This is a genomic window from Citrobacter sp. RHB36-C18 (assembly GCF_013814485.1).
GTDB lineage: Bacteria > Pseudomonadota > Gammaproteobacteria > Enterobacterales > Enterobacteriaceae > Citrobacter > Citrobacter braakii.
Map to the genome: position 1 here is coordinate 4,645,055 of NZ_CP057125.1, position 25,260 is coordinate 4,670,314.

At 53.7% G+C, this 25,260-nt stretch carries 26 protein-coding genes; 18 read left to right on the forward strand and 8 right to left on the reverse strand.

Going from position 1 to position 25,260, the window contains the following annotated elements; translation table 11 throughout:
- Positions 1-19: 19 nt before the first annotated feature.
- Positions 20-868, reverse strand: a complete 849-nt coding sequence (gene rhaS, locus HVZ52_RS21965; protein WP_016157890.1) for an HTH-type transcriptional activator RhaS — start codon at positions 866-868, stop codon at positions 20-22.
- A 300-nt stretch (positions 869-1,168) separates the two neighbouring features.
- On the opposite strand from rhaS, the gene rhaB reads away from it, so the two are divergent.
- The 5 genes from rhaB to rhaM all read left to right on the forward strand — a co-directional run bounded on the left by rhaB (position 1,169) and on the right by rhaM (position 6,450).
- Positions 1,169-2,638, forward strand: a complete 1,470-nt coding sequence (gene rhaB / locus HVZ52_RS21970; protein WP_016155199.1) for a rhamnulokinase — start codon at positions 1,169-1,171, stop codon at positions 2,636-2,638.
- The gene (gene rhaA, locus HVZ52_RS21975) at positions 2,635-3,894 is read left to right on the forward strand and encodes an L-rhamnose isomerase (protein WP_019077926.1); all 1,260 of its coding nucleotides are present in this window, start codon (positions 2,635-2,637) and stop codon (positions 3,892-3,894) included. The genes rhaB and rhaA overlap by 4 nt, the downstream gene beginning before the upstream one ends.
- 142 nt (positions 3,895-4,036) lie before the next feature.
- Positions 4,037-4,864: a rhamnulose-1-phosphate aldolase gene (gene rhaD, locus HVZ52_RS21980; RefSeq protein WP_016155197.1), complete on the forward strand. Its 828-nt coding sequence runs from the start codon at positions 4,037-4,039 to the stop codon at positions 4,862-4,864.
- A 126-nt stretch (positions 4,865-4,990) separates the two neighbouring features.
- The gene (gene fucO, locus HVZ52_RS21985; RefSeq protein ID WP_181598694.1) at positions 4,991-6,139 is read left to right on the forward strand and encodes a lactaldehyde reductase; all 1,149 of its coding nucleotides are present in this window, start codon (positions 4,991-4,993) and stop codon (positions 6,137-6,139) included.
- Positions 6,136-6,450: an L-rhamnose mutarotase gene (rhaM, locus tag HVZ52_RS21990; protein ID WP_181598695.1), complete on the forward strand. Its 315-nt coding sequence runs from the start codon at positions 6,136-6,138 to the stop codon at positions 6,448-6,450. The genes fucO and rhaM overlap by 4 nt, the downstream gene beginning before the upstream one ends.
- Positions 6,451-6,741: 291 nt before the next feature.
- Here rhaM and HVZ52_RS21995 read toward each other — a convergent pair whose 3' ends face one another.
- Together HVZ52_RS21995 and HVZ52_RS22000 are read right to left on the reverse strand one after the other, a co-directional pair.
- Positions 6,742-8,142: a carbohydrate porin gene (locus tag HVZ52_RS21995; RefSeq protein WP_181598696.1), complete on the reverse strand. Its 1,401-nt coding sequence runs from the start codon at positions 8,140-8,142 to the stop codon at positions 6,742-6,744.
- Between the two features lie 336 nt (positions 8,143-8,478).
- Positions 8,479-9,027 (reverse strand): XRE family transcriptional regulator, encoded by a 549-nt coding sequence (locus tag HVZ52_RS22000; RefSeq protein ID WP_016155192.1) that lies wholly within the window; start codon positions 9,025-9,027, stop codon positions 8,479-8,481.
- Positions 9,028-9,128: 101 nt separating this feature from the next.
- On the opposite strand from HVZ52_RS22000, the gene HVZ52_RS22005 reads away from it, so the two are divergent.
- The 6 genes from HVZ52_RS22005 to HVZ52_RS22030 all read left to right on the forward strand — a co-directional run bounded on the left by HVZ52_RS22005 (position 9,129) and on the right by HVZ52_RS22030 (position 15,001).
- On the forward strand, positions 9,129-9,788 hold the full coding sequence (locus tag HVZ52_RS22005) for an AzlC family ABC transporter permease (protein ID WP_016155191.1): 660 nt from the start codon (positions 9,129-9,131) through the stop codon (positions 9,786-9,788).
- Positions 9,788-10,111, forward strand: a complete 324-nt coding sequence (locus tag HVZ52_RS22010; RefSeq protein ID WP_181598697.1) for an AzlD domain-containing protein — start codon at positions 9,788-9,790, stop codon at positions 10,109-10,111. Before HVZ52_RS22005 ends, HVZ52_RS22010 begins: the two co-directional genes overlap by 1 nt.
- A 182-nt stretch (positions 10,112-10,293) precedes the next feature.
- Positions 10,294-10,740 (forward strand): PTS fructose transporter subunit IIA, encoded by a 447-nt coding sequence (locus HVZ52_RS22015; protein ID WP_181598698.1) that lies wholly within the window; start codon positions 10,294-10,296, stop codon positions 10,738-10,740.
- A gap of 10 nt (positions 10,741-10,750) precedes the next feature.
- A complete protein-coding gene (locus HVZ52_RS22020; protein WP_047357775.1) occupies positions 10,751-12,196 on the forward strand; it encodes a PTS fructose-like transporter subunit IIBC in 1,446 nt (481 codons plus the stop codon).
- Positions 12,186-13,256 carry an aminopeptidase gene (locus tag HVZ52_RS22025; protein WP_181598699.1) on the forward strand — a complete coding sequence of 357 codons (1,071 nt, stop codon included), beginning with the start codon at positions 12,186-12,188 and terminating at the stop codon, positions 13,254-13,256. The genes HVZ52_RS22020 and HVZ52_RS22025 overlap by 11 nt, the downstream gene beginning before the upstream one ends.
- Positions 13,256-15,001, forward strand: coding sequence for a putative frv operon regulatory protein (locus HVZ52_RS22030; RefSeq protein ID WP_181598700.1), 1,746 nt, complete (start codon positions 13,256-13,258; stop codon positions 14,999-15,001). The genes HVZ52_RS22025 and HVZ52_RS22030 overlap by 1 nt, the downstream gene beginning before the upstream one ends.
- A 56-nt stretch (positions 15,002-15,057) precedes the next feature.
- Here the strand turns inward: HVZ52_RS22030 and HVZ52_RS22035 are convergent, their stop codons facing one another.
- Together HVZ52_RS22035 and fdhD are read right to left on the reverse strand one after the other, a co-directional pair.
- Positions 15,058-15,270, reverse strand: a complete 213-nt coding sequence (locus HVZ52_RS22035; RefSeq protein WP_003825262.1) for a DUF1471 domain-containing protein — start codon at positions 15,268-15,270, stop codon at positions 15,058-15,060.
- A gap of 128 nt (positions 15,271-15,398) precedes the next feature.
- Entirely contained in the window at positions 15,399-16,235 is an 837-nt protein-coding gene (gene fdhD, locus HVZ52_RS22040; RefSeq protein ID WP_094761753.1) for a formate dehydrogenase accessory sulfurtransferase FdhD, read from the reverse strand.
- A gap of 194 nt (positions 16,236-16,429) precedes the next feature.
- Here fdhD and fdnG point away from each other — a divergent pair, with 194 nt between their 5' ends.
- From fdnG to fdhE, 4 genes are read left to right on the forward strand one after another with little or no spacing between them, the layout of a single operon-like run.
- Positions 16,430-19,480: a formate dehydrogenase-N subunit alpha gene (fdnG, locus tag HVZ52_RS22045; protein WP_088583081.1), complete on the forward strand. Its 3,051-nt coding sequence runs from the start codon at positions 16,430-16,432 to the stop codon at positions 19,478-19,480.
- 12 nt (positions 19,481-19,492) lie between these two features.
- The gene (fdoH, locus tag HVZ52_RS22050; RefSeq protein WP_003028691.1) at positions 19,493-20,395 is read left to right on the forward strand and encodes a formate dehydrogenase O subunit beta; all 903 of its coding nucleotides are present in this window, start codon (positions 19,493-19,495) and stop codon (positions 20,393-20,395) included.
- A complete protein-coding gene (fdoI, locus tag HVZ52_RS22055) occupies positions 20,392-21,027 on the forward strand; it encodes a formate dehydrogenase cytochrome b556 subunit (protein WP_003028686.1) in 636 nt (211 codons plus the stop codon). The genes fdoH and fdoI overlap by 4 nt, the downstream gene beginning before the upstream one ends.
- On the forward strand, positions 21,024-21,953 hold the full coding sequence (gene fdhE / locus HVZ52_RS22060) for a formate dehydrogenase accessory protein FdhE (RefSeq protein ID WP_003028685.1): 930 nt from the start codon (positions 21,024-21,026) through the stop codon (positions 21,951-21,953). Before fdoI ends, fdhE begins: the two co-directional genes overlap by 4 nt.
- A 36-nt stretch (positions 21,954-21,989) precedes the next feature.
- Here fdhE and HVZ52_RS22065 read toward each other — a convergent pair whose 3' ends face one another.
- Positions 21,990-22,364, reverse strand: a complete 375-nt coding sequence (locus HVZ52_RS22065) for a type II toxin-antitoxin system VapC family toxin (protein WP_016155182.1) — start codon at positions 22,362-22,364, stop codon at positions 21,990-21,992.
- Entirely contained in the window at positions 22,364-22,606 is a 243-nt protein-coding gene (locus HVZ52_RS22070) for a CopG family transcriptional regulator (RefSeq protein WP_016155181.1), read from the reverse strand. Before HVZ52_RS22070 ends, HVZ52_RS22065 begins: the two co-directional genes overlap by 1 nt.
- A gap of 204 nt (positions 22,607-22,810) precedes the next feature.
- On the opposite strand from HVZ52_RS22070, the gene HVZ52_RS22075 reads away from it, so the two are divergent.
- From HVZ52_RS22075 to HVZ52_RS22085, 3 genes are all read left to right on the forward strand, one after another.
- Positions 22,811-23,719: an alpha/beta hydrolase gene (locus HVZ52_RS22075; RefSeq protein ID WP_181598701.1), complete on the forward strand. Its 909-nt coding sequence runs from the start codon at positions 22,811-22,813 to the stop codon at positions 23,717-23,719.
- A gap of 64 nt (positions 23,720-23,783) precedes the next feature.
- Positions 23,784-24,026 (forward strand): type II toxin-antitoxin system ParD family antitoxin, encoded by a 243-nt coding sequence (locus tag HVZ52_RS22080; protein ID WP_016155179.1) that lies wholly within the window; start codon positions 23,784-23,786, stop codon positions 24,024-24,026.
- Positions 24,019-24,306 (forward strand): type II toxin-antitoxin system RelE/ParE family toxin, encoded by a 288-nt coding sequence (locus HVZ52_RS22085; RefSeq protein WP_181598702.1) that lies wholly within the window; start codon positions 24,019-24,021, stop codon positions 24,304-24,306. The genes HVZ52_RS22080 and HVZ52_RS22085 overlap by 8 nt, the downstream gene beginning before the upstream one ends.
- A 5-nt stretch (positions 24,307-24,311) precedes the next feature.
- On the opposite strand, the gene fabY is transcribed toward HVZ52_RS22085, so the two are convergent.
- Entirely contained in the window at positions 24,312-25,253 is a 942-nt protein-coding gene (gene fabY, locus HVZ52_RS22090) for a fatty acid biosynthesis protein FabY (protein WP_003825286.1), read from the reverse strand.
- Positions 25,254-25,260 lie beyond the last annotated feature (7 nt).

Here is a 25,260-nt window from a genome sequence, read left to right on the forward strand (position 1 = left end):
AACGTTGATAGCTTTCGCGTTACTGAAGGCTGCTTCCCGCTATAAGGTCACGCCCCTGACGAATATCGCGTGGCGACCACTCGAACTCACGGCGAAAAAGCGTCGAAAAGTGGTTACTGTCACCGAAACCGCAGAGATAAGCGATATCAGTCACGCTGTCATCACTGTGGCGGAGCAGATGTCGGGCTTTAATCAGTCGCAGACGGTTAAGGTAGCGCTGCGGCGTCAATCCTGTTTGCTGTTTAAGCTGGCGATGCAGAGTGCGTAAAGAGAGCGAAAACTTCTCGGCCAGCGCCTCCCAACACACCTCTTCGGCAAAGTTATCCTCCAGCCATGCCATCAAAAGGTTAAGCCGCGCATCGTTATCGGTCGCCGCTTCCATCAGGCTGCTTTTACGTAGCAGTACCAGCAACTGCATAAACAAGATCTCGCGATTTGCCGCCGTGGGCGTATCCATCTCCTCGCCGAGCGTCTCCATCTGCCCCACCAGGTGACGAACCTGCTGCAGTACGCCCTGGTTTACGCGCCAGTGGGAGGGATACTGCCCATTTTGTTCCTGAGGCAAAAGCTGATTCAGCCCGGCCAGAAATTGAAACGCATCCGGAGAGCGATACAAAACATTGGTCAGACACAGATTGTCAGTATGTTCATATAAATGCCTGTCATGATCGCGGACGAAACACACCGTACCACCGCTGATGGTGTAAGGCTGTCCGTTGAACACATGGATCCCCGTTCCATGTTCGACCACCACAATTTCATGAAAATCATGATGATGTTCAGGAAACGCGGGCTGAGGAAGCCGCGGTTCAATAGCCACAGGCGCTTTACCTGTCGGAAAAAAATCCACGCAATGCAGTACGGTCATGACGGCTCCCCCTGATTAACGAATATGGCTGAATAGTAATTAAGGGTTCCTACCCTCACCTTAATTTTTTGACGCCAAAGTGCGTAAACACGGTTAATTCTTCAAGAAATGACAGGAAAGATCGGGAAATGCGGAAGGCGTCACATCCGCCAAAATCCGCGCTATTAGTGGAAACTGTGAACAACATCACGTTCACCTTTGCCATGTTGCCAGCCGCTAATTGGGGCTGTCACTGTCAAGAAGGTACGCTTTATTCGGGGTTCTTAGACTGAGTGCAATAAAACTCAGAAGGACCTCGCCATGACTTTTCGCCATTGTGTCGCTGTCGATCTCGGCGCATCCAGTGGGCGCGTAATGCTCGCACGTTACGACAGTAAACACCGCACCCTGACGCTGCGTGAAATCCACCGCTTCGTTAACTGTCTGCAAAAAACGGACGGTTTTGACACCTGGGACATCGACAGCCTGGAAAACGATATTCGCCTTGGCCTGAAAAAAGTCTGTGATGAAGGCATTCGGATAGACAGCATTGGCATTGATACCTGGGGCGTGGATTACGTATTGATCGATAACGCCGGCCAACGTGTTGGTCTGCCGGTCTCTTACCGTGACAGCCGCACGACCGGCATTATGTCACAGGCGATGGCGCAGCCAGGTAAAGGTGAAATCTACCGCCGTAGCGGCATTCAGTTTCTGCCGTTTAACACCTTGTATCAGCTACGTGCGCTGGTTGAACAGCAGCCAGAACTGCTTGCGCAGGTGGCACATGCTCTGCTGATCCCCGACTACTTCAGCTTTCGCCTGACCGGCAAATTGAACTGGGAATACACCAACGCCACCACCACCCAGTTAGTCAATATCAACACCGACGACTGGGATGACACGCTGCTGGCGTGGACCGGGGCAGACAAAGCCTGGTTTGGTCGCCCGACGCATCCGGGGAACGTCATTGGCCACTGGATTTGCCCGCAGAAAAACCAAATTCCGGTTGTGGCCGTCGCCAGTCACGACACCGCCAGCGCGGTCATCGCTTCACCGCTGGCCGATAAAAATAGTGCGTATCTCTCTTCCGGTACCTGGTCGCTGATGGGCTTTGAGAGCAGAACGCCGTATACCAACGATGCGGCGCTGGCGGCGAACATCACCAACGAAGGGGGCGCGGAAGGGCGCTACCGCGTCCTGAAAAACATCATGGGACTGTGGCTGCTCCAGCGCGTTTTAAAAGAGCGCCAGATTACCGACCTGCCAACGCTTATTGCCCAAACGCAAGCGCTGCCGGCCTGCCAATTCCTGATAAACCCGAACGACGATCGCTTTATCAACCCCGACGATATGAGCGCGGAAATTCAGGCGGCCTGCCGTGAATCGGGTCAACCCGTTCCCCAGCAAAACGCCGAACTGGCGCGCTGTATCTTCGACAGCCTGGCATTGCTATACGCTGACATTCTGCAAGAGCTGGCACAACTGCGTGGTGCAGCATTTAGCCAACTGCACATCGTTGGCGGCGGCTGCCAGAACGCCCTACTGAACCAGCTATGCGCGGATGCCTGCGGTATTCGCGTGATGTCCGGGCCGATTGAGGCCTCCACGCTCGGCAATATTGGCATCCAGTTGATGACGCTGGACGAGCTTAACAACGTCGATGATTTCCGTCAGGTGGTGCGTGCCAACTACGACCTGACCACCTTCATTCCAAATCCTGAAAGTGAAATTGCCCGCTACCAGGCGCAGTTTCCATCACTACGACAGACAAAGGAGCTTTGCGCATGACCACTCAACTTGAACAAGCCTGGGAACTGGCAAAACTGCGTTTCGCCGCGGTAGGCATTGATGTCGAGGCGGCCTTACGCCAGCTCGATCGTCTGCCGGTCTCCATGCACTGCTGGCAGGGCGATGATGTCGCCGGTTTCGAGAATCCGGAAGGCTCGCTCACAGGCGGTATTCAGGCCACCGGCAACTATCCGGGCAAAGCGCGTAACGCCACCGAACTGCGCGCCGATCTGGAGCAGGCGCTGAGCCTGATCCCAGGTCCAAAACGTCTGAATTTGCACGCGATCTATCTGGAGTCCGATACGCCGGTTGCCCGCGACCAAATCAAACCTGAACATTTTAAAAACTGGGTCGAGTGGGCGAAAGCAAACCAGTTAGGGCTGGATTTCAACCCCTCCTGCTTCTCTCACCCGCTGAGCGCCGACGGCTTCACGCTGGCCCACGCCGATGACACCATTCGCCAGTTTTGGATTGACCACTGCAAAGCCAGCCGTCGCGTCTCAGCGTATTTTGGCGAGCAGTTGGGTACGCCATCGGTGATGAATATCTGGATCCCGGATGGCATGAAAGACATCACCGTTGACCGGTTAGCGCCGCGCCAACGTCTGCTTGAAGCACTGGATGAAGTGATCAGCGAAAAACTCGACCCGGCGCACCATATCGACGCCGTCGAGAGCAAGCTGTTTGGCATCGGCGCCGAAAGCTACACCGTGGGCTCCAACGAGTTCTATATGGGTTACGCCACCAGCCGTCAGACTGCGCTGTGCCTGGATGCGGGTCACTTCCATCCGACTGAAGTGATTTCCGACAAAATCTCCGCCGCCATGCTGTACGTACCGCGTCTGCTGCTGCACGTCAGCCGTCCGGTGCGCTGGGACAGCGATCACGTGGTGCTGCTGGATGATGAAACACAGGCGATTGCCAGCGAGATCGTCCGCCACAACCTGTTCGACCGCGTACACATCGGCCTCGACTTCTTCGACGCCTCTATTAACCGCATCGCCGCGTGGGTTATCGGCACTCGCAATATGAAAAAAGCCCTGCTGCGCGCGCTGTTAGAACCGACCGAGCAACTGCGTCAGCTTGAAGCCAGCGGCGACTACACCGCTCGTCTGGCCCTGCTGGAAGAGCAAAAATCGCTGCCGTGGCAGGCCGTCTGGGAGATGTATTGCCAGCGTCACGACACGCCAGCAGGAAGCCAGTGGCTGGACAGCGTGCGCGCCTATGAGAAAGAGATTTTGAGCAAACGTAGCTAACCGTGACACCAGGCTTACAGGCCGGATAAGACGCCCCACGTCGCTATCCGGCAATGAATGAAACACGAAGCCGGATGGATCTTCACTTATCCGGCTTACGTAAGACCCGATAACGATCGGGCAATCAACAGGATCACCGAATATGCAAAACATGACTAATTCCTGGTTCGTCCAGGGGATGATCAAAGCCACTTCCGACGCGTGGCTGAAAGGCTGGGACGAACGTAACGGCGGCAATCTGACGCTGCGTCTGGATGAGGCTGATATTGCGCCATTTAGCGCCGATTTCCACGAAAAACCGCGCTATATCGCGCTAAGTCAGCCAATGCCTTTGCTGGCTAACACGCCGTTTATCGTCACCGGTTCCGGTAAATTTTTCCGTAACGTTCAGCTCGATCCCGCGGCAAATTTGGGCGTGGTGAAAGTAGACAGCGACGGCGCGGGCTACCACATCCTCTGGGGCCTGACCCACGAAGCGGTGCCAACCTCTGAGTTGCCGGCTCACTTCCTCTCCCATTGCGAGCGTATTAAAGCGACGAACGGCAAAGACCGCGTGATCATGCACTGCCATGCTACCAACCTGATCGCCCTGACCTACGTGCTGGAAAACAATACCCCGCTGATTACCCGCAAACTGTGGGAAGGCAGCACCGAGTGTCTGGTGGTGTTCCCGGATGGCGTCGGCATTCTGCCGTGGATGGTGCCGGGTACGGATGAAATCGGCCAGGCAACCGCCGAGGAAATGCAGAAACACTCGCTGGTACTGTGGCCGTTCCACGGCGTGTTCGGCAGCGGTCCCTCCCTCGACGAAGCATTTGGCTTGATAGATACCGCAGAAAAATCCGCCGAAGTTTTAGTCAAAATCTATTCGATGGGCGGTATGAAGCAGACCATCACGCGTGAAGAGCTGGTAGCACTGGCTAAACGCTTTGGCGTGACTCCGCTGGCAAGTGCCGTAGAGCTGTACTGATACCTGCCAACTCAACGCCGGATGCGGCTTCGCTTTATCCGGCCTACATGACGATGCACGTTTCACCGTCGGCCCGATAAGCGTAATGCCATCGGGCACCAGGGATTTTTTTTAAGGAGAATAGTGATGAGCTTTATGTTGGCACTGCCAAAAATTAGCCTGCATGGCGCCGGCGCGATTGCCGATATGGTGAATCTCGTGGCGAATAAACAATGGGGCAAAGCACTGATCGTCACCGATGGTCAGCTGATGAAGCTGGGCCTGCTGGATAGCCTGTTTGCCGCACTGGATGAACATCAAATGTCTTACCACCTGTTTGATGAGGTGTTCCCGAATCCGACAGAAGAGCTGGTACAGAAAGGTTTTACGGCATATCAGGGGGCAGAATGTGACTATATTATCGCCTTCGGCGGAGGTAGCCCGATCGATACCGCCAAAGCGGTGAAGATCCTGACCGCCAACCCTGGCCCTTCTACCGCTTACTCCGGCGTGGGCAAAGTGAAAAATGCAGGCGTGCCGCTGGTTGCCATCAATACCACTGCTGGTACAGCAGCAGAGATGACCAGCAACGCGGTGATTATCGACTCTGCCCGCAAGGTCAAAGAGGTGATCATCGACCCGAACATCATCCCGGATATCGCCGTGGATGACGCCAGCGTGATGCTGGAAATCCCAGCCTCCGTTACCGCCGCAACCGGCATGGACGCCCTGACTCACGCGGTGGAAGCCTATGTTTCCGTTGGCGCGCATCCGCTCACCGACGCCAACGCCCTGGAAGCAATTCGCCTGATCAACCTGTGGCTACCGAAAGCGGTCGACGATGGTCATAACCTCGAGGCCCGTGAGCAAATGGCGTTTGGTCAGTATCTGGCGGGTATGGCATTCAACAGCGCAGGTCTGGGTCTGGTGCATGCGCTGGCACACCAGCCAGGCGCGACCCATAATCTGCCGCACGGCGTCTGCAACGCCATCCTGCTGCCGATCATCGAAAACTTTAACCGCCCGAACGCCGTGGCGCGTTTTGCCCGAGTGGCGCAGGCGATGGGAGTGGACACCCGCGGGATGAGCGACGAAGCGGCAAGCATGGAGGCCATCACCGCGATTCGTGCCCTGAGCAAACGTGTAGGTATTCCGGCTGGCTTTAGTTCCCTTGGCGTGACGAAAGAGGATATTGAAGGCTGGCTGGATAAAGCGTTGGCCGATCCGTGCGCGCCGTGTAACCCACGCACCGCCAGCCGCGACGAGGTCCGCGAGCTGTATCTGGAGGCGTTATGATCCGCAAGGCCTTTGTGATGCAGGTGAATGCCGACGCGCACGTTGAGTATCAACGTCGGCACAATCCCATCTGGCCAGAACTGGAAGCGGTGCTGAAAGAACACGGTGCCCATCACTACGCGATTTATCTCGACCAGGAACGCAACCTGCTGTTCGCCACCGTCGAGATTGAGTCAGAAGAGCGCTGGAACGTCGTTGCCAGCACCGATGTTTGCCAGCGTTGGTGGAAGCATATGCGTGATGTAATGCCGGCAAACCCGGACAACAGCCCGGTCAGCGCTGAGCTAAAAGAAGTGTTTTATCTGCCTTAACCGCTCTGTTTCCTCCCCTGACGGGGGAGGAAACCTTTTTCTCCCGTCAGCAGCATTGCGTTCGTTTTGTCATCCACGCCATTTCCCCACGACCCGGCACCTGCTCAGGCTTGCCAATGCTGAAAGTCTCCGGCGTCACCAAACTGGAAGATGGGACGGCATTTAACTACTCGTGTAGCTACAACCGCGCCGACAAGTTCAAAATCAAAAATAACTGGGTGGGGAAATAAAAGCCTGATGACCAGGCTCTAAGAAAAAAGCGCCTGAATCCAGGCGCCTGAGAACGGAAAATCAGAAGAAGTATTTGAAACGGAGACGCGCGCCGTAACGGTCGTCGTCGTCGGTATAATTCTCCGGATTGCTGTTATCGCTGTTAATCATCGAATAATAAGCGCCGAGATAAATATTAAAGTTCTGCATATCCATCACGTTCGGAATTAAATAAGACGCGTGAATGGTATGAATATCGTAAGTGCCCTCATTGTAGAACCAGTCATTATCATCGTGATCGATCAGACCGTTAAATTCGTCGATCTTGTTATGAGCATAGATATAGCCCAGTTCAAAGCGCTTCCACAGAGCGTTGGCCGCCGCCGTAAAATCTTTTTCGTTATCCGCATCGAGATAAGCGGTGTTCAGGTTAAACACCAGGCCATTTTCCGGATCGGCTTTCATACCGTTCCAGGTCATCGTCATACCGTAACCGGTACGATCGGACTGATCGACAAACTTGCCTGATAGCGGATCGGTATATCCATAGGCGTTATTGATAACGTTCGATTCCATGGCCGCAGAAATCGTCAGCGCATCCACCGGCGTCCAGGCTACGACCGGGCGCAGATAAGCCACGTTTTTCTCCTGCGACATTTCACGACCATGATAGCGGCTATCCTGATAAAGCGAGGTACCATCTTCCAGCAGGGTATTTAACTCGAAATACCAGTTATCGAGCTGTTTGCTCATCAGGAAGCTGCCGCCGGAATCTGAACGGCCACGACCTTCTTTCATCATGTAGATATAGCCGCTACCGTCATCATACAAATCGTTGGCGGTATGCCCTGAATGCTCAACAAAGGTATCCTGATTCAGCGGGAACATATCGTAAGCTTCGAAACGACCGACTTTTACTTTCCAGTCATTTTCCTGACCGAAGAAGAAAGCGGCGTCATCAAGATTGACCGAACCCGTCATGTCAGCCAGCGGTTGCGCTGAAAAACCGGCGAAATAGCCGTTATCCAGCTTACGCATACCGTCAAAGCCCAGCAGGATACGTCCGTTCAGATCCCAGCGTTCATTGGTTGGGTCGCCCACATTCGAATTGGTTGCCGCCAGCACGCCTTTGTTGCTTTCCGCATCCATGTTGAATTCCACGTCGCCGTAGATTTTCAGATCGCCATAGCCGGAGAGCACCAGGTTAGGGGTGGTGGCGTTCTTTTTGGTCTCTTGCGCGGGCGTAGTGCCGTTGACTGGCGTATTTCCCTGAGCAACTTTAATTTCCTGGATCTCCGCAGCCTGCTGTACCTGCAATTGCTGCACCTGATTTTCCGCTTTTGCCGCGCGGTTTTCCGCAGCTTCCAGCCGAGCCTCCAGTTGTTCGAGCCGCTGTTCCAGAGTCATTTTTTGCGTTTTAGCAAAGCCATTATTTGCCACTAATAATAGACCTATTGCTAAAGCTAATGTCGATTTCTTCATTATTTGCTTTCCTTGAAATAAAGATCGTCCAACGTCTTCCGACCGGAAGACGCGCAACATGCAAATCCAAAAAATATTTTTATAGGTAATACGATACCGATGACTGAAATAAATTCAGAACATTAAAACGTGGCACCAGTGCAGGTTAATATTTATTATCATACTGATTTTATTATGTGTAACGTAGATATAATTAAGAATGTGAGGGATATAACAATAGTGCTGAAATTAACGAAAAATAATAAAAACAATTTTATATGAATAACAACAAAATATAATTAAAAATAATAAAAGCGCGAACAATAATCGCCGCGCCTTTATTTAATATGCGTTCAATTAACTCTGCTCAGAAACCAGAATCGCCTGAGTGTCAGGCTCCAGTGCTTTAAAGATATGCGCTTGATCGGCGGGGTAACAAATATAATCGCCCTCACCTAACTCCTCCGGCGCTTCCGTCAATCCCACCATCGCCTTACCCTGCGTTACGATAATATGTTCAACCGATCCCGGTGGATGCGGTTGTGAAATACGATCCGCGCCCGGCTGCGTCAGCAGCAGATAGATATCCCGCCGCGCGCCCGGTGGACAGGCGGCCAGTAAAATGGCCTGATAGTGGGCCTGCTCAGCCACGACTTTTGTCCCTTCGCCGCGGCGAATCACCTGCGTTTTTTGCTCCTGCGGTTCCAGCAAGCGCGCAAAGGGAATATCTAACGCCACACACAGCGACCAGAGCGTTTCCAGGCTAGGATTTCCATTGCCCGCTTCCAATTGCGAGAGTGTCGATTTTGCAATCCCCGCGCGACGGGCAATCTCCGCCAGCGACAAACCGGTGCGCTGACGTTCACGCACCAGACTTTTCGCGATCATACTGATGGGCTGGGTCATTCACGACTCCATGTTTTTTATATCGAACGAATTGTTCGACTTGTAAAGCCAATTGGTCGCGTTCATTATAATGGAAACTCGTTCGATATGGCTAAAACGGTATGAAACATTATTTTTCCAGTCTCAAAGGCGACACGATAAAAGCAATATTTTTAGTCTGTCTGGCCGTCGGTGTAGTCGGCATGTCATACGGCTCGCTGGCGATGGCCTACGGCTTCCCGCTGTGGGTACCGTTTGTACTCTCTATTACTGTGCTGGCGGGCGCGTCCGAGTTTATGTTTATCGGCATTATCGCCAGCGGTGGTAATCCACTGGCGGCTGCGGCTGCCGGTTTACTGGTTAACGCCCGACACGTGCCGTTCGGCGTCACCGTGCGCGATCTGGTGGGCACCCGAGCTGCCAGTTTCCTCGGCTGTCATATTATGAACGACGAAAGCGTGGTGTTCGGTCTGTCGCAAAAAACGCCAGAGCAGCGTAAAGCCGCCTACTGGCTGTGCGGTCTGGGCGTCGCAATTTTCTGGCCTGTTGGCACCCTGATCGGCGCAGGCGTCGGCAAACTGCTCCCTGCCCCGGAAACCATCGGTCTGGATGCCGTCTTCCCTGCCATTCTGCTGGCTCTGGTCGTCCCGGCATTCAAAAACCGCACTACGCTGATTCGTGCCTGTAGCGGCGCCACGTTGTCGCTTGCCGCCATTCCCTTTGCGCCGGTCGGTTTACCGGTTTTGCTCTCACTCTTTGGCTTACTGACGAGGAAAAAATAATGGGCAACATGACGCTGTTTATCGTCGGTATCGCCATGTTATCTGTGGGAACGTATTTAATGCGTTTAGGGGGAGCCAAGCTTGGAAACCGTTTAGCGTTCTCAGAACGCTCGCAGGCGCTGCTTTCCGACGCCGCAACGGTATTACTGTTCTCCGTTGCGCTGGCGACCACCTTTTACGAGGGCGAACACTTTGCCGGAATGGCGCGCGTACTCGGCGTGGCTTTTGCGGTATTTCTCGCCTGGCGTAAGATGCCGCTGATCGTGGTGATCGTTGCCGCCGCAGTGGTAACCGCGCTGTTACGAATGGTGGGCATACACTAACTATATAATTACCCTGGCGAAATATTCATCAGGGTAATCACCTGTAGCGTTATGTGTTTTACCCCACAAAACCAGGCGCTAACTCTGCCTCAAATTGTCACTTCCCGCTGACATATTGCTGCTCATCTCTTCACCATCTCACCGTTAAAATCAAATCAAACAGTTTTTAACGGAGTACCACCATGACAGCCCTTACAGCTAACTGCATTGACCTGAATATTCAGGGGAATAGCGTTTATGCCATCCTCAAGCAACTGGCGAATATGGCGCTTCAAAATGGCTACGTCTCTGACCGCAGCGCCTTCCTGCAAACGCTGCTGATACGCGAAAAGCTGCATTCCACCGGCTTTGGTTCGGGCATTGCCGTCCCACACGGTAAAAGCGCCTGTATCACACGCCCCTTCGTCTTGTTCGCGCGCAAATCAGAAAAAGTGGACTGGAAAGCCAGCGACGGCGAGGACGTTAACTGCTGGATCTGCCTCGGCGTGCCACAAACGGGCGAGGACGATCAGGTCAAAATTATCGGCACCCTGTGCCGCAAAATTATCCATCAAGATTTCATCAACCAACTGAAGCAAGGCGACACCAACCAGGTGCTCGCCCTGCTCAATCTGACCTTAACCTCATAAGGAAGCGGCTATGGAGTCATCCTTGCGTTTAGTGGCGATTACCAACTGTCCGGCGGGTATCGCCCACACTTATATGGTGGCAGAAGCGCTGGAGCAAAAAGCGCGCTCGCTCGGCCATACGATTAAAGTCGAAACCCAGGGCTCAAGCGGCGTCGAAAACCGACTGACCAGTGAAGAAATTGCCGCTGCCGATTACGTTATTCTGGCTACAGGTCGTGGCCTGAGCGGTGAAGACCGGGCGCGTTTCGCCGGGAAAAAAGTCTATGAAATAGCCATTTCCCAGGCGCTGAAAAATATCGATCTGATTTTTACGCAGTTACCGACTCATTCACAACTTTTTGCCACTGATAGCAGCGTGAAGCTGGGAAAACAGGAGGTCCAGCACGGTAGCGTGATGAGCCACCTGATGGCTGGCGTTTCCGCCGCGCTGCCGTTTGTTATTGGCGGCGGTATTCTGGTTGCCATCGCTAATATGCTGGTACAGTTCGGTTTGCCCTATGCCGATATGTCGAAAGGTGCGCCGTCGTTCACCTGGGTTGTTGAATCCATCGGCTATCTGGGTTTCACCTTTATGATCCCCATTATGGGGGCATACATCGCGTGGTCGATTGCCGATAAGCCCGCTTTTGCCCCGGCGTTTCTGGTGTGTTACCTGGCGAACGATAAAGGTCTTCTCGGCACCCAGTCCGGCGCGGGGTTTCTCGGCGCGGTCGTACTCGGGCTGGCAATTGGCTACTTTGTGCTTTGGTTTCGCAAGGTTCGACTCGGCAAAGCGTTGCAGCCGCTGCTCGGCTCCATGCTGATCCCGTTTGTCACTTTGTTGGTGTTTGGCGTCCTGACTTATTACGTCATCGGCCCGGTGATGTCCGACATCATGGGGGGGCTGCTGCACTTCCTGAACACCATTCCACCATCAATGAAAATGGGCGCAGCCTTCCTCGTTGGCGCAATGCTGGCATTTGATATGGGCGGGCCAATCAATAAAACGGCCTGGTTCTTCTGCTTCTCACTGCTGGAAAAACATATCTATGACTGGTACGCCATCGTCGGCGTGGTGGCGCTGATGCCGCCCGTCGCGGCAGGTATCGCTACCTATTTAGCGCCAAAACTGTTTACCCAGCAGGAGAAGGCCGCCGCCAGCAGTGCGATTGTGGTGGGTGCCACCGTCGCCACCGAACCGGCAATCCCCTATGCGCTGGCCGCGCCGCTGCCGATGATTACCGCCAATACGCTCTCCGGTGGTATTACCGGCATGCTGGTCATCGCCTTTGGAATCAAACGTCTCGCGCCGGGTTTAGGTATCTTTGATCCGCTGATTGGCCTGATGTCTCCGGTGGGGTCATTTTACCTGGTGCTGGCTATCGGTCTGGCGCTGAATATTTCGTTAATTATCATCCTGAAAGGATTGTGGCTGAAACGTAAAGCCGCACAGCAGGAGCTTGCCCATGAACATTGAGTTACTTCAGCAGTTATGCGAAGCCAGCGCCGTCAGCGGTGATGAGCAGGAAGTTCGCACTCTTCTCATTAATGCGCTGGATTCCAGCGTCGATGAAATCACTTTTGACGGCCTCGGCAGCTTTGTCGCACGCAAGGGTAACCGTGGGCCGAAGGTTGCCATCGTCGGTCACATGGATGAAGTGGGCTTTATGGTCACGCATATCGACGAAAGCGGCTTTTTGCGCTTCACCACCATTGGCGGTTGGTGGAGCCAGTCGATGCTGAACCACCGGGTCGCCATCCGTACCCGCAAGGGCGTTAAAATCCCTGGCATAATCGGCTCCGTAGCACCGCACGCCTTAACGGAAAAGCAGAAACAGCAACCTCTGACATTTGACGAAATGTTCATCGATATTGGTGCCAACAGCCGCGAAGAAGTAGAAAACCGCGGAATTGCGATCGGTGATTTCGTTAGCCCGGAAGCCAATTTCGCTCGCTGGGGCGAAGATAAGATCGTCGGCAAAGCGCTGGATAATCGCGTCGGCTGCGCCCTGATGGCCGAGCTTTTACAAACCGTGAATAACCCTGAAATTACCCTGTACGGCGTGGGCAGCGTGGAAGAAGAAGTGGGTCTACGCGGGGCGCAAACCTCAGCGGAGCATATCAAGCCCGATGTGGTTATCGTGCTGGATACTGCGGTTGCGGGCGATGTGCCCGGAATCGACAGCATTAAATACCCACTCAAGCTTGGCGAGGGCCCAGGGCTGATGCTGTTCGATAAGCGCTATTTCCCTAATCAGCAGTTGGTTGCCACATTAAAAGCGTGTGCAGAAAACAGCGGTGCGTCATTGCAGTTTTGCACCATGAAAACCGGGGCGACGGACGGTGGACGCTATAACGTTATGGGCGGCGGTCGTCCGGTGGCGGCACTATGCCTGCCGACTCGCTATCTCCACGCCAACAGCGGCATGATTTCCGCATCGGATTACGACGCGCTGTTTACGCTGGTGCACGAACTGCTCACCTCGCTGTCGACCGAAAAGGTCCGCGCGTTTACTGACTTTCGCCGGGAGAGTTAATGCTTTCGGAACGCCAGTTAAAATTGGTGGATCTTCTTGAACAGCAGCCGTGTTTGCTGGGCGACCTGGCGCGGCAAACTGGCGTTTCAGGCAGAACCATCCTGCGCGATATTGACTACCTCAATTTTACCCTCAGCGGTAAGGCCCGCATTCAGCCCGGCGGCAGTGCGGGCTATCAGTTGGAAATTGTCGACAGACGCGGTTATTTTCAGCTTCTGCAACGCCATGATAATGATGACCGGTTGCTGGCCTTTCTTCTGCTCAATACCTTTACACCGCGTGTACAGCTGGCTTCGGCGCTCAATTTACCTGAAACCTGGGTGGCCGATCGTCTCCCACGGTTGAAGCAGCGCTATGAGCGCGCCTTTTGTCTTGCCAGCCGCCCGGGCGTCGGTCATTTCATTGATGAACCGGAAGAAAAGCGCATTATCCTGTTGGCGAATCTGCTTAAAAAAGATCCCCTCTTAATTCCACTGCCGGGTATTACCCGAGACAACATCGACAGGCTCAATGCAGCATGTGAAAAACTTAATGAATTCCCGCTCATCTCGGGAGAGTACCTGGCAAGTCTGGTGCTGGCCGTCTATGCCCTGCGTAACCAGCTCTCCGGATCATGGCCGGAGTGTCGGTATGTTTCACTGAAAAATGCGGTGGAACAAGGAGGAGTCTACCTGGGCGAGAACGCCTTCAGAACACTGATCGGCCTTCTGGAAATCAGACAACAGCAGGCAATGACAATTTCTGCCGATGCGGTGACCTTGTTGTTAAAAAGCGTTCCCGGCATCGCTGCGTTGAACGTTATCGATACCCAACTGGTTGATAATATTACCGGCCACCTGCTGAGATGCGTGTCTGCCCCGGTTTGGGTACCGGAACATCGCCAGAGCAGTATGCACAACCTGAAGTCGACCTGGCCTGCCGCCTTCGATTTGAGTCTGCGTTTTATTGCCCTGTTGCGTGAAAAACTGGATATCCCACTGTTCGATAGCGACCTCATCGGGCTTTACTTCGCCTGCGCCCTAGAGCGCCATCAAAACGAGCGCCAGCCGGTCATTTTGTTATCCGACCAGAATGCTATCGCCACCATCAACCAACAGGCCATTGAGCGAGATGTTCTGAATTGTCGGGTGATCATTGCGCGAAATACGAGTGAAGTCAGCGCCATCAGTGAAGAAATCACCCCAGTGTTAATCATCAACAATAGTCACTATTTACTTGATGAATCTATAAAAAACACCTTAACCATCAAGAATATCATCACCTCTGCGGGTACCGAGCAGATTAAACACTTCCTCGCGACGGCCTTTATCCGCCAGCAGCCCGAACGTTTCTTTTTACAGCCGGGCAGCTTCCATTACGCCAATATGAAGGCCGAAAGCTGGCAGAGTATCATCGGCCGGATCTGCGGCCAGCTTGTGGCACAGAGCCATATCACCGAGGACGAAGCGCTGCGCATTTGCGCCCGGGAGCATGAAGGTGAAAACCTGATCGTGAATCGCCTGGCGATTCCTCATTGCTGGAGCGAACAGGAGCGCCGCTTTCGTGGTTTCTTTATTACCCTCGCACACCCTATTCTGGTGAATAACGAACCGGTCAGCCATGTCCTGATCGCCTGTGCCGCCGCCGAGGCGCGGCATGAGCTAAAAATCTTCAGTTATTTATCCAGCGTGCTGAGCAGCCATCCGGCAGAAACTATTGCGAGATTGAAAGACTATAACGCGTTTATCGCATTGCTCAGGCAGTGAATGCCGGAAATGAAAAAAGCGCCTCAAGGGCGCTCTTTCGACAGTACTGAGGTATCTTATTTCAGCAGTTCAGCGGTCATGTGCACGCGGTTGCCGGTGTATGCCTGAGTGATTTTATAATCGCTGGCACCTGCACGTTCAGCCTGAGCGGCAATTTTTGCTTCAGCGCTTTCCAGTGTAGAACCAGTTGCGGTAACTGTCTGAGCAGCGAAAGAACCGAAAGAAGTAGCCAGAGCGATAACTGCGACAAAAGTTTTGATGCTTTTCATGATATAAACCCTTTAACTTAGTTGTTTGATTAAGGCACCGTGCCTTGATGTGATAAATAATAGCCATCTCATCGCACAACTAAAAGCGGAAGGATTTGCCAGTATTATTCAAATTAATTGAATACTGGTTACTCAGTTATCAGACGCTCGGGATGTGTATAAATCGTCGCCCTGCCCGGTTTGCAAAAACCCACCAGCGTCAGGTTACAGCGTTCGGCAACTTCCACAGCGAGCGTTGTCGCCGCAGAAACAGCAAACAGGATTTCCACGCCGCACATTGCCGACTTCTGCACCATCTCGTAGCTGGCGCGGCTGGAGACTAATACCGCGCCCTGCTGCCAGGTTTCCCCTTCGATCGCACGTCGCCCCAGCAGTTTATCCAGCGCAACATGACGTCCAACATCTTCATGTCCGCCCGCCAGATGACCTGACGGCTGTACCCAGGCAGCCGCGTGCGTGCAGCCTGTCAGTTGCCCAACAGGCTGGAAATCAGGGAGATGCCTTAAGGCGTTATCGAGATGCGCCAGATTGAATGTCTGGGTATACGGCAGCGGCTGGACCGGTTTGCCAATATCATTAAGTTGCTCCACGCCACAAACACCACAGCCAGTCCGACCGGCCAGTGCGCGACGACGCTCTTTCAGCCCCATAAAGCGTCGGCTGGACAGCTCAACCTGCACTTCTAATCCGCTGCAGGAAGGCACCACGTCCATCCCGTAAATATCTTGCGAGGACTCAATAATGCCTTCAGAAAGTGAAAAACCCATCGCGAAGTGCTCAAGATCTTTCGGTGATGCCATCATCACCACGTGTGAAATCCCGTTGTATACCAGTGCCACAGGCACTTCCTCAGCTACCTCATCTGGCTGAGGATGTTGCAAGTCCTCGCGCTTCCAGAGGGTCAACTGACGAGATCCTGTCGGAGATGTCACATTCTTGATGTTTTCTTGAATAATCTTATTCACTTTCTTTTAACCGTATTGGAACACGCATACCAACATTGTGGTATTCTTTACAAACCCCTCCTGGACGGAGGGAAATTCACCCAATTCTGGACCTTTGCGGTCCCGTCCGCAAAGAAAAATAACAACCACTTCCCTCGCGTTCGCGTTATAGGAAAACGAAGGGAACGTGACAATGTCGAAACAAGGAGCGAACCATGCAGGTCAGCAGAAGGCAGTTCTTTAAGATCTGCGCTGGCGGTATGGCAGGCACCACGGCAGCGGCACTGGGCTTTGCACCCGGCGTAGCGCTAGCGGAAACACGGCAATATAAATTGCTGCGCACCCGCGAAACCCGTAACACCTGCACTTACTGTTCCGTTGGCTGTGGACTGTTAATGTACAGTCTCGGTGACGGAGCAAAAAACGCCAAAGCATCCATCTTCCATATCGAAGGGGACCCGGATCACCCGGTGAACCGTGGCGCACTGTGCCCGAAAGGGGCAGGACTTGTGGACTTCATCCACTCTGAAAGCCGCCTGAAATTCCCGGAATACCGCGCACCTGGCTCTGATAAGTGGCAACAGATTAGCTGGGATGAGGCATTTGACCGCATCGCTAAGCTGATGAAAGAAGATCGCGACGCTAACTACGTTGCACAAAACGCCGAAGGCGTAACCGTTAACCGCTGGCTTTCCACCGGGATGCTGTGTGCTTCCGCTTCCAGTAACGAAACCGGCTATTTAACACAAAAATTCTCCCGCGCGCTTGGTATGCTCGCGGTCGACAACCAGGCACGCGTCTGACACGGACCAACGGTAGCAAGTCTTGCTCCAACATTTGGTCGCGGTGCGATGACCAACCACTGGGTCGACATTAAAAACGCCAACCTCGTTGTGGTGATGGGCGGTAACGCCGCTGAAGCTCACCCGGTCGGGTTCCGCTGGGCGATGGAAGCCAAAATTCACAACGGCGCGAAGCTGATTGTTATCGATCCGCGCTTTACGCGAACCGCGGCGGTGGCTGATTTCTATGCTCCGATTCGTTCCGGTACTGACATTGCTTTCCTGTCAGGCGTTTTGCTGTACCTGCTGAACAACGAAAAATTCAACCGCGAATACACTGAAGCCTATACCAACGCCAGCCTGATCGTGCGTGAGGATTACGGTTTCGAAGATGGCCTGTTTACCGGCTACGACGCGGACAAACGCAAGTATGACAAAACCAGTTGGAACTACGAACTGGATGAAAAAGGCTTCGCCAAACGCGATGTCACCCTGCAACACCCGCGCTGCGTATGGAACCTGCTGAAACAGCACGTCTCCCGCTACACGCCGGACGTCGTAGAAAATATCTGCGGTACGCCAAAGGCCGACTTCCTGAAGGTCTGTGAGTACATCGCAGAAACAAGCCGCCCAGATAAAACCGCGTCGTTCCTGTACGCACTGGGCTGGACGCAACACTCCGTTGGTGCGCAGAACATCCGTACCATGGCGATGATCCAGTTGCTGCTGGGCAATATGGGGATGGCAGGCGGCGGCGTTAACGCTCTGCGCGGACACTCTAACATTCAGGGTCTGACCGACTTAGGTCTGCTGTCACAAAGCCTGCCGGGCTACATGACGCTGCCAAGCGAGAAGCAAACTGACCTGCAAACTTACCTTGCCGCCAACACGCCAAAACCGTTGCTGGAAGGCCAGGTGAACTACTGGGGCAACTACCCGAAATTCTTCGTTTCGATGATGAAAGCCTTCTTTGGCGATAAAGCGACAGCGGAAAACAGCTGGGGCTTCGACTGGCTGCCGAAGTGGGATAAAGGGTACGACGTCCTGCAGTACTTCGAGATGATGAACCAGGGCAAAGTGAATGGCTATATCTGCCAGGGCTTTAACCCGGTCGCATCATTCCCGAATAAAAACAAGGTTGTGGCTTCACTGTCCAAACTGAAGTTCCTGGTCACCATCGACCCGCTCAACACAGAGACCTCCACCTTCTGGCAGAACCACGGTGAGTCGAACGATGTTGACCCGTCGAAAATCCAGACTGAAGTATTCCGTCTGCCGTCCACCTGCTTCGCCGAAGAGAACGGTTCTATCGTCAACTCCGGTCGCTGGCTGCAGTGGCACTGGAAAGGTGCGGATGCCCCGGGGATTGCCGTTACCGATGGTGAAATCCTCGCCGGTATCTTCCTGCGTCTGCGCAAGATGTATGCCGAGCAGGGTGGCGCGAACCCGGAACAGGTACTGAGCATGACCTGGAACTACTCCACCCCACACGAACCGGCTTCGGAAGAAGTGGCGATGGAGAGCAACGGTAAAGCCCTGGCCGACATTATCGACCCGGCCACCGGTGCCGTTATCGTCAAGAAAGGCCAACAGCTTAGCTCGTTCGCCCAACTGCGTGACGACGGTACCACCTCCAGCGGCTGCTGGATTTTTGCCGGTAGCTGGACGCCGGAAGGCAACCAGATGGCACGTCGCGATAACGCCGATCCGTCAGGCCTTGGCAATACGCTGGGCTGGGCATGGGCGTGGCCGCTCAACCGCCGCATTCTGTATAACCGCGCCTCCGCTGACCCGCAGGGGAATCCGTGGGATCCAAAACGTCAGATCCTGAAATGGGACGGGGCGAAATGGAGCGGGATGGATATTCCTGACTACAGTGCCGCCGCGCCGGGCAGCAACGTTGGGCCGTTCATCATGCAGCCGGAAGGGATGGGACGCCTGTTTGCTATCGATAAGATGGCAGAAGGTCCGTTCCCGGAACACTACGAGCCGTTTGAAACGCCGCTGGGGACTAACCCGCTGCACCCGAACGTTATCTCTAACCCTGCCGCACGTATCTTTAAAGGTGACGCGGAAGCACTGGGTAAAGCGGATAAGTTCCCGTACGTCGGTACGACCTACCGTCTGACCGAGCACTTCCACTACTGGACTAAGCATGCGCTGCTTAACGCTATCGCCCAGCCGGAGCAGTTTGTGGAAATTGGCGAGAAGCTGGCGAATAAGCTCGGTATCTCTCATGGCGATACCGTCAAAGTCTCCTCTAACCGTGGCTACATTAAAGCCAAAGCGGTGGTGACCAAACGTATTCGCACGTTGAAGGCCAACGGTCAGGATATCGACACTATCGGAATCCCGATTCACTGGGGCTACGAAGGTGTGGCGAAAAAAGGCTTTATCGCTAACACGTTAACGCCATTCGTCGGTGATGCGAACACGCAGACGCCGGAATTTAAGTCCTTCCTCGTGAACGTGGAAAAGGTGTAACGGAGACGACCTATGGCTTATCAATCGCAAGACATCATTCGTCGTTCCGCCACTAACGGTTTCACCCCCGCGCCTCAGGCGCGGGACCATCAGGAAGAGGTGGCGAAGCTTATCGACGTCACCACCTGTATCGGCTGTAAAGCGTGTCAGGTGGCGTGTTCAGAATGGAACGACATCCGTGATGAAGTGGGCAACAACGTTGGGGTGTACGACAACCCGGCTGATTTGACCGCTAAATCCTGGACGGTAATGCGCTTCTCGGAAGTGGAACAAAACGACAAACTGGAGTGGCTAATCCGCAAGGATGGCTGTATGCACTGCGCCGATCCGGGCTGCCTGAAGGCGTGTCCGGCCGAAGGAGCAATCATTCAGTATGCCAACGGTATCGTCGACTTCCAGTCCGAGCAGTGCATCGGCTGTGGCTACTGTATCGCGGGCTGCCCGTTCGACGTGCCGCGCCTCAACCCGGAAGACAACCGCGTTTACAAATGTACGCTGTGCGTTGACCGTGTAGTGGTCGGACAAGAACCAGCCTGCGTGAAAACGTGTCCAACCGGCGCAATTCATTTCGGCACTAAAGAGTCGATGAAAACGCTGGCCGGTGAGCGCGTGGCGGAGCTGAAAACGCGTGGTTACGAAAACGCGGGTCTGTACGATCCGGCAGGCGTTGGCGGTACGCACGTGATGTACGTATTGCACCATGCGGACAAGCCGAATTTGTACCACGGTCTGCCGGAGAACCCGGAAATCAGCGCCACCGTGAAGTTCTGGAAAGGCATCTGGAAACCTCTCGCAGCCGTCGGCTTTGCAGCGACATTTGCGGCCAGTATCTTCCACTACGTCGGCGTAGGCCCGAACCGTGCGGAAGAGGAAGAAGACAATCTGCATGAAGAAAAAGACGAGGTGCGCAAATGAAACGACGTGACACCATCGTGCGCTACACAGCGCCGGAACGCATCAACCACTGGATCACCGCCTTCTGCTTCATTCTGGCGGCAGTGAGCGGGATGGGTTTTCTCTTCCCGTCTTTTAACTGGCTGATGCACATCATGGGTACGCCGCAACTGGCGCGAATTGTGCACCCGTTTGTCGGCGTGATCATGTTTGCCTCGTTTATCATCATGTTTTTCCGTTACTGGCACCACAATCTAATCAATCGGGATGATATCTTTTGGGCGAAGAATATTCGTAAGATTGTCGTCAACGAGGAAGTAGGTGACACGGGACGTTATAACTTCGGCCAGAAATGCGTATTCTGGGCGGCGATTATCTTCCTGGTCCTGTTGCTGGTGAGCGGAGTGGTCATCTGGCGTCCGTATTTTGCGCCTGCTTTCTCAATCCCGGTGATCCGATTCGCGTTAATGCTGCATTCATTTGCCGCAGTAGCGTTAATTGTGGTTATCATGGTGCACATTTACGCCGCCCTTTGGGTGAAAGGCACCATTACCGCGATGGTGGAAGGATGGGTTACCAGCTCATGGGCGAAGAAACATCACCCGCGCTGGTACCGTGAAGTCCGCCAGAAACAGGAAAAGTCATCTGAATGAGTATTCGCATAATCCCGCAAGATGAGCTGGAGAAGAGCGAGAAACGCACGGCGGATATGATTCCGCCGTTATTATTCCCCAGACTCAAAAATTTGTATAACCGCCGCGCTGAACGTCTGCGCGAGCTGGCCGAGAACAACCCGCTGGGTGATTACCTGCGTTTTGCCGCGCTGATCGCTCACGCGCAGGAAGTGGTGTTGTACGACCATCCGCTGCAGATGGATCTGACCGCTCGCATCAAAGAAGCGAACGATCAGGGCAAACCGCCACTGGATATCCACGTTCTGCCACGCGACAAGCACTGGCAAAAACTGCTGCAATCGCTAATTGCTGAGCTGAAGCCGGAAATGAGCGGCCCTGCGCTGGCCGTGATCGAGAATCTGGAAAAAGCCTCGGAGCAGGAGCTGGAACTGATGGCCAGCGCGCTGTTTGCCTCCGATTTCGCCTCCGTCAGCAGCGACAAAGCACCGTTCATTTGGGCTGCCCTGTCGCTCTACTGGGCGCAGATGGCGAGCCTGATCCCCGGCAAAGCCCGTGCGGAATACGGCGAACAGCGTCAGTACTGCCCGGTGTGTGGTTCAATGCCGGTATCCAGCATGGTGCAAATCGGTACCACTCAGGGGCTGCGCTATTTGCACTGCAACCTGTGCGAAACCGAGTGGCACGTGGTGCGCGTGAAGTGCAGCAACTGTGAGCAGAGCCGTGATTTGAACTACTGGTCGCTGGATAACGAACAGGCGGCAATTAAAGCTGAAAGCTGCGGCGATTGCGGGACTTACCTGAAGATTCTCTATCAGGAAAAAGACCCGAAAGTCGAGGCCGTAGCCGACGATCTCGCTTCACTGATGCTGGACGCACACATGGAGCAAGAGGGCTTTGCCCGCAGCTCCATCAACCCGTTCCTGTTCCCGGGTGAAGGGGAGTAAGTTCTTCGCACTACCGGGCGGCGCAGGTCGCCCGGGTTATAACGTATACGGTGTGACCACGCCGGATATGCCTGCAAAATCCCTGGTATTACGCGTAACCAGTGTAAGACGATGAATCTGCGCAGTGGCCAAAATGATGGCATCCGGCAATTTCATCCCATATTCCTGCCTGATACTCACGCTTCGTTCAGCAATATCCTGTGAAACACCGATCACATTAAAAGCGCCTAGCGCAACGCGTGTGCGAGATTCCTGATGATATTTTTTTGCGCCCACCATCAACTCCATCCATGTAATGAGGCTGATTGCGTTCTGCGGCGGCCATGTTTCTATCGCTAGTTTTGCTTCACTTCGCCCGCTAAACAGGTCGATGAGGATGTTGGTATCAAAAAGCGCAGATCCTGTGACCATTACCATTCCTCACGGAGTTTACGCTGATAATCAACGCCATCTTCCTCACAACCTTGCCATAGCCCAAGAGCACGTGAAATTGTCGTTTCAGCTTGATCCTGCCTCTCAAGATACTGTTCAACAGCCTCCCGCAAAAGCTCGGCCCGCGGCAGATTACGCTGCACCTTGAGATCATCAAGACGTTTGATCACTTCGTCTGATAAATCGAGTAAAATTCTGCCCATATCCATCCCAGCCATCATACTCACATATATCTCCAGTATATCATTGGCGATTAATTTCCACACAACATACACCCGAGAAAAGCGAGAAAATAGCCTTCACGCGAACGATTTTTACTTTTGCGAGCCGCTTTCCAGAATCGTACACCCGTCACTTTTCCCATTCTCATTCGTGGCTATCCAGGTTATAAAACTGTATATCCATACAGATAAGGAAAATAATAAATGGCACTGGAAAGCGGGATTGCACAGCTGGTTGAGGCATTTATCGCGGCGGGACGCCCTTCTTCGCGCGAGCAAAATATTGATGACCGGAGAGCTGGCTACATTGCCAGCACGGTACTGGCAGGAGAAACTGAAACCCGCGTACAGGTTGAAGATATTGAACTCGATGCAATGACATTTCGCGTTGTTTCGCCGCGAGACGCCACGGGAAATCGACCCTGCGTTATCTATTATCACGGTGGCTGCTTTGTCAGTGGCGGATTCGCGACGCATGATAACCAGCTAAGGCAGCTCGCCTGGTACAGCGGCTGTCGAGTCATTGCGGTGCATTATCGCCTCGCACCAGAGCATACTTTCCCGGCTGCACATAACGACGCTGAAACGGGAGCCAATATTATCTGGAAGTATGCCCAGAAACTGGGTGTCGACCGCGGCAGGATTACGCTTGCTGGCGACAGCGCGGGCGGGCATCTGGCGCTGGTCACCGCACTGCGCCTGAAAGCTGCCAATCAATGGCAACCTGCGCAGCTAATGCTGATTTACCCGATGCTGGACGCAACCGCCAGGTTTGAGAGCTACGACCGAAATGGGCAGGATTACATTATCACACGTGACACGTTGCTTTCGGGCTACGAGATGTATTTGCCGCAAACCGACCTGCGGCATCCCGAAGCCAGCCCAGTCTGGCGTGAAGACTTCAACGGTCTGCCGCCCACGCACATCATTACAGCCGAATTCGACCCACTGCGCGATGAGGGCGAGGCCCTGTATCAACGGTTCCTGGAGCAGGGCGTGGAGTGCACCTGCCAACGCTATCTTGGCGTTATCCACGGATTTTTCCAGCTGGCAGGAGTGAGCCAAGCGGCACGAAATGTTATGCGAGATGTGGCCTGGCGGCTTGGCCGTTAGGGTTGTTTATGTTTTCGTCCACGGGTGCTATCTTGTGTGAATAGATAACACAAAGGACAAACTTATGCCCAGAACTACCAGCATTACAATCGGCGAGCATCTCGATCGTTTTATTAACGAAATGATTGAAAGTGGGCGCTATGGCTCCACCAGCGAAGTTGTTCGTTCGGCATTGCGTTTGCTGGAGGAACAAGAATTGCGAAATAATGCATTACGCGACGCGCTGGAGGATGGGATACACAGTGGCACAAGCGACCTGACTCTACAGGAGGTCGCGCTCAGGAAGAAGCGCAGTCTGAATGTATAAACTCTCTAATCGGGCAGTCGAAGACTTTGAATCTATCTATGAATACACCTGGAGAAAATTCAGTTATCAACATGCAGATAAATACACGACTGAGTTGGAGCAGCTTTTATTACTATTAGAGAAAAACCCTTTGATGGGTCGCAACAGCTCTGAAATTAAGGAAGGTACCCGTCAATACAACCACCGCCAACATGCAATTTTTTATCAAAATGCGGATTATGGCATTTTCATAATCCGCATTTTACATCAGCAAATGAACCCAATATTGCATATTAACTAGAGAAACTACTCTTCCTCATTCCCGCCCTCTTCATATGCGCCAAACGGTTTCGCGGGTAGCACAATGTAGGTACCTTCAAATACGACGCCCGGCGTGTCATCGCCAAACACCCCGACCTGCATCTGAACGCGCGCCTTGCGGCCTCTTGCCAGACGGTCCAGGTCACCGCTCAGCGAGCCCAGATCGGCAATAGCGGTAGGTTTCCCGGTAATTGGCCTGCTATATCGGATATGCGCGTCGGCGAGGATTATCGTCCCCCCCAGATGACGCTCGCGCAGCATCAGCCAGATAAGCCCCCAGCCCGTTAACGTCGCCAGTGAAAACAGGCTTCCGGCAAACAGCGTATGGTGCGGGTTCTGATTGCCAGTCTCTGGCATCGTCGTAATAAATTTCTGCCCGGTGTACTGCTGAATGCGCACGCCCATTTTCTCACTCAATGGAATATGTTCGTACCAGGCTTGCTGTAGCTGTCCGCACCAGTCCCCGCGATGGAGAATGTCGTCCAGCGTTGCGATGGGCTTAATCATCAAAAAATGGCGCACCGGCGTGGTTTGCGGCGTGGTAATTTCGCCCTGACTCACAAACCCCAGTTTGGCGAAAAATTCGACCGCATCTTCACGAGCGCTACAGGTTACGCGCTTTACCCCTTCCTGACGCGCCACAGACTCCAGGGTCATCGCCATCAGCGTGCCCAGCCCTTTCTCCTGCACAGAGGGGTCAACGGCCATAAAGCGTATTGAGGCTTCGTTATCCGCATTGATATACAGACGCCCGACCGCGACCAGATTTCCCTCTTCGTCCACCACCATCTGGTGATGCGCCATCGCGTCCCAGGCATCCCGTTCGGAGCCTTTTGGCTGGTGCAACGGTTTACGCAACATCTCCCAGCGAAACTGGTAGTAACGCTCCAACTCTTCTTCTGTTTGCGGTACTCGAAGGTGATACATAGTCGTA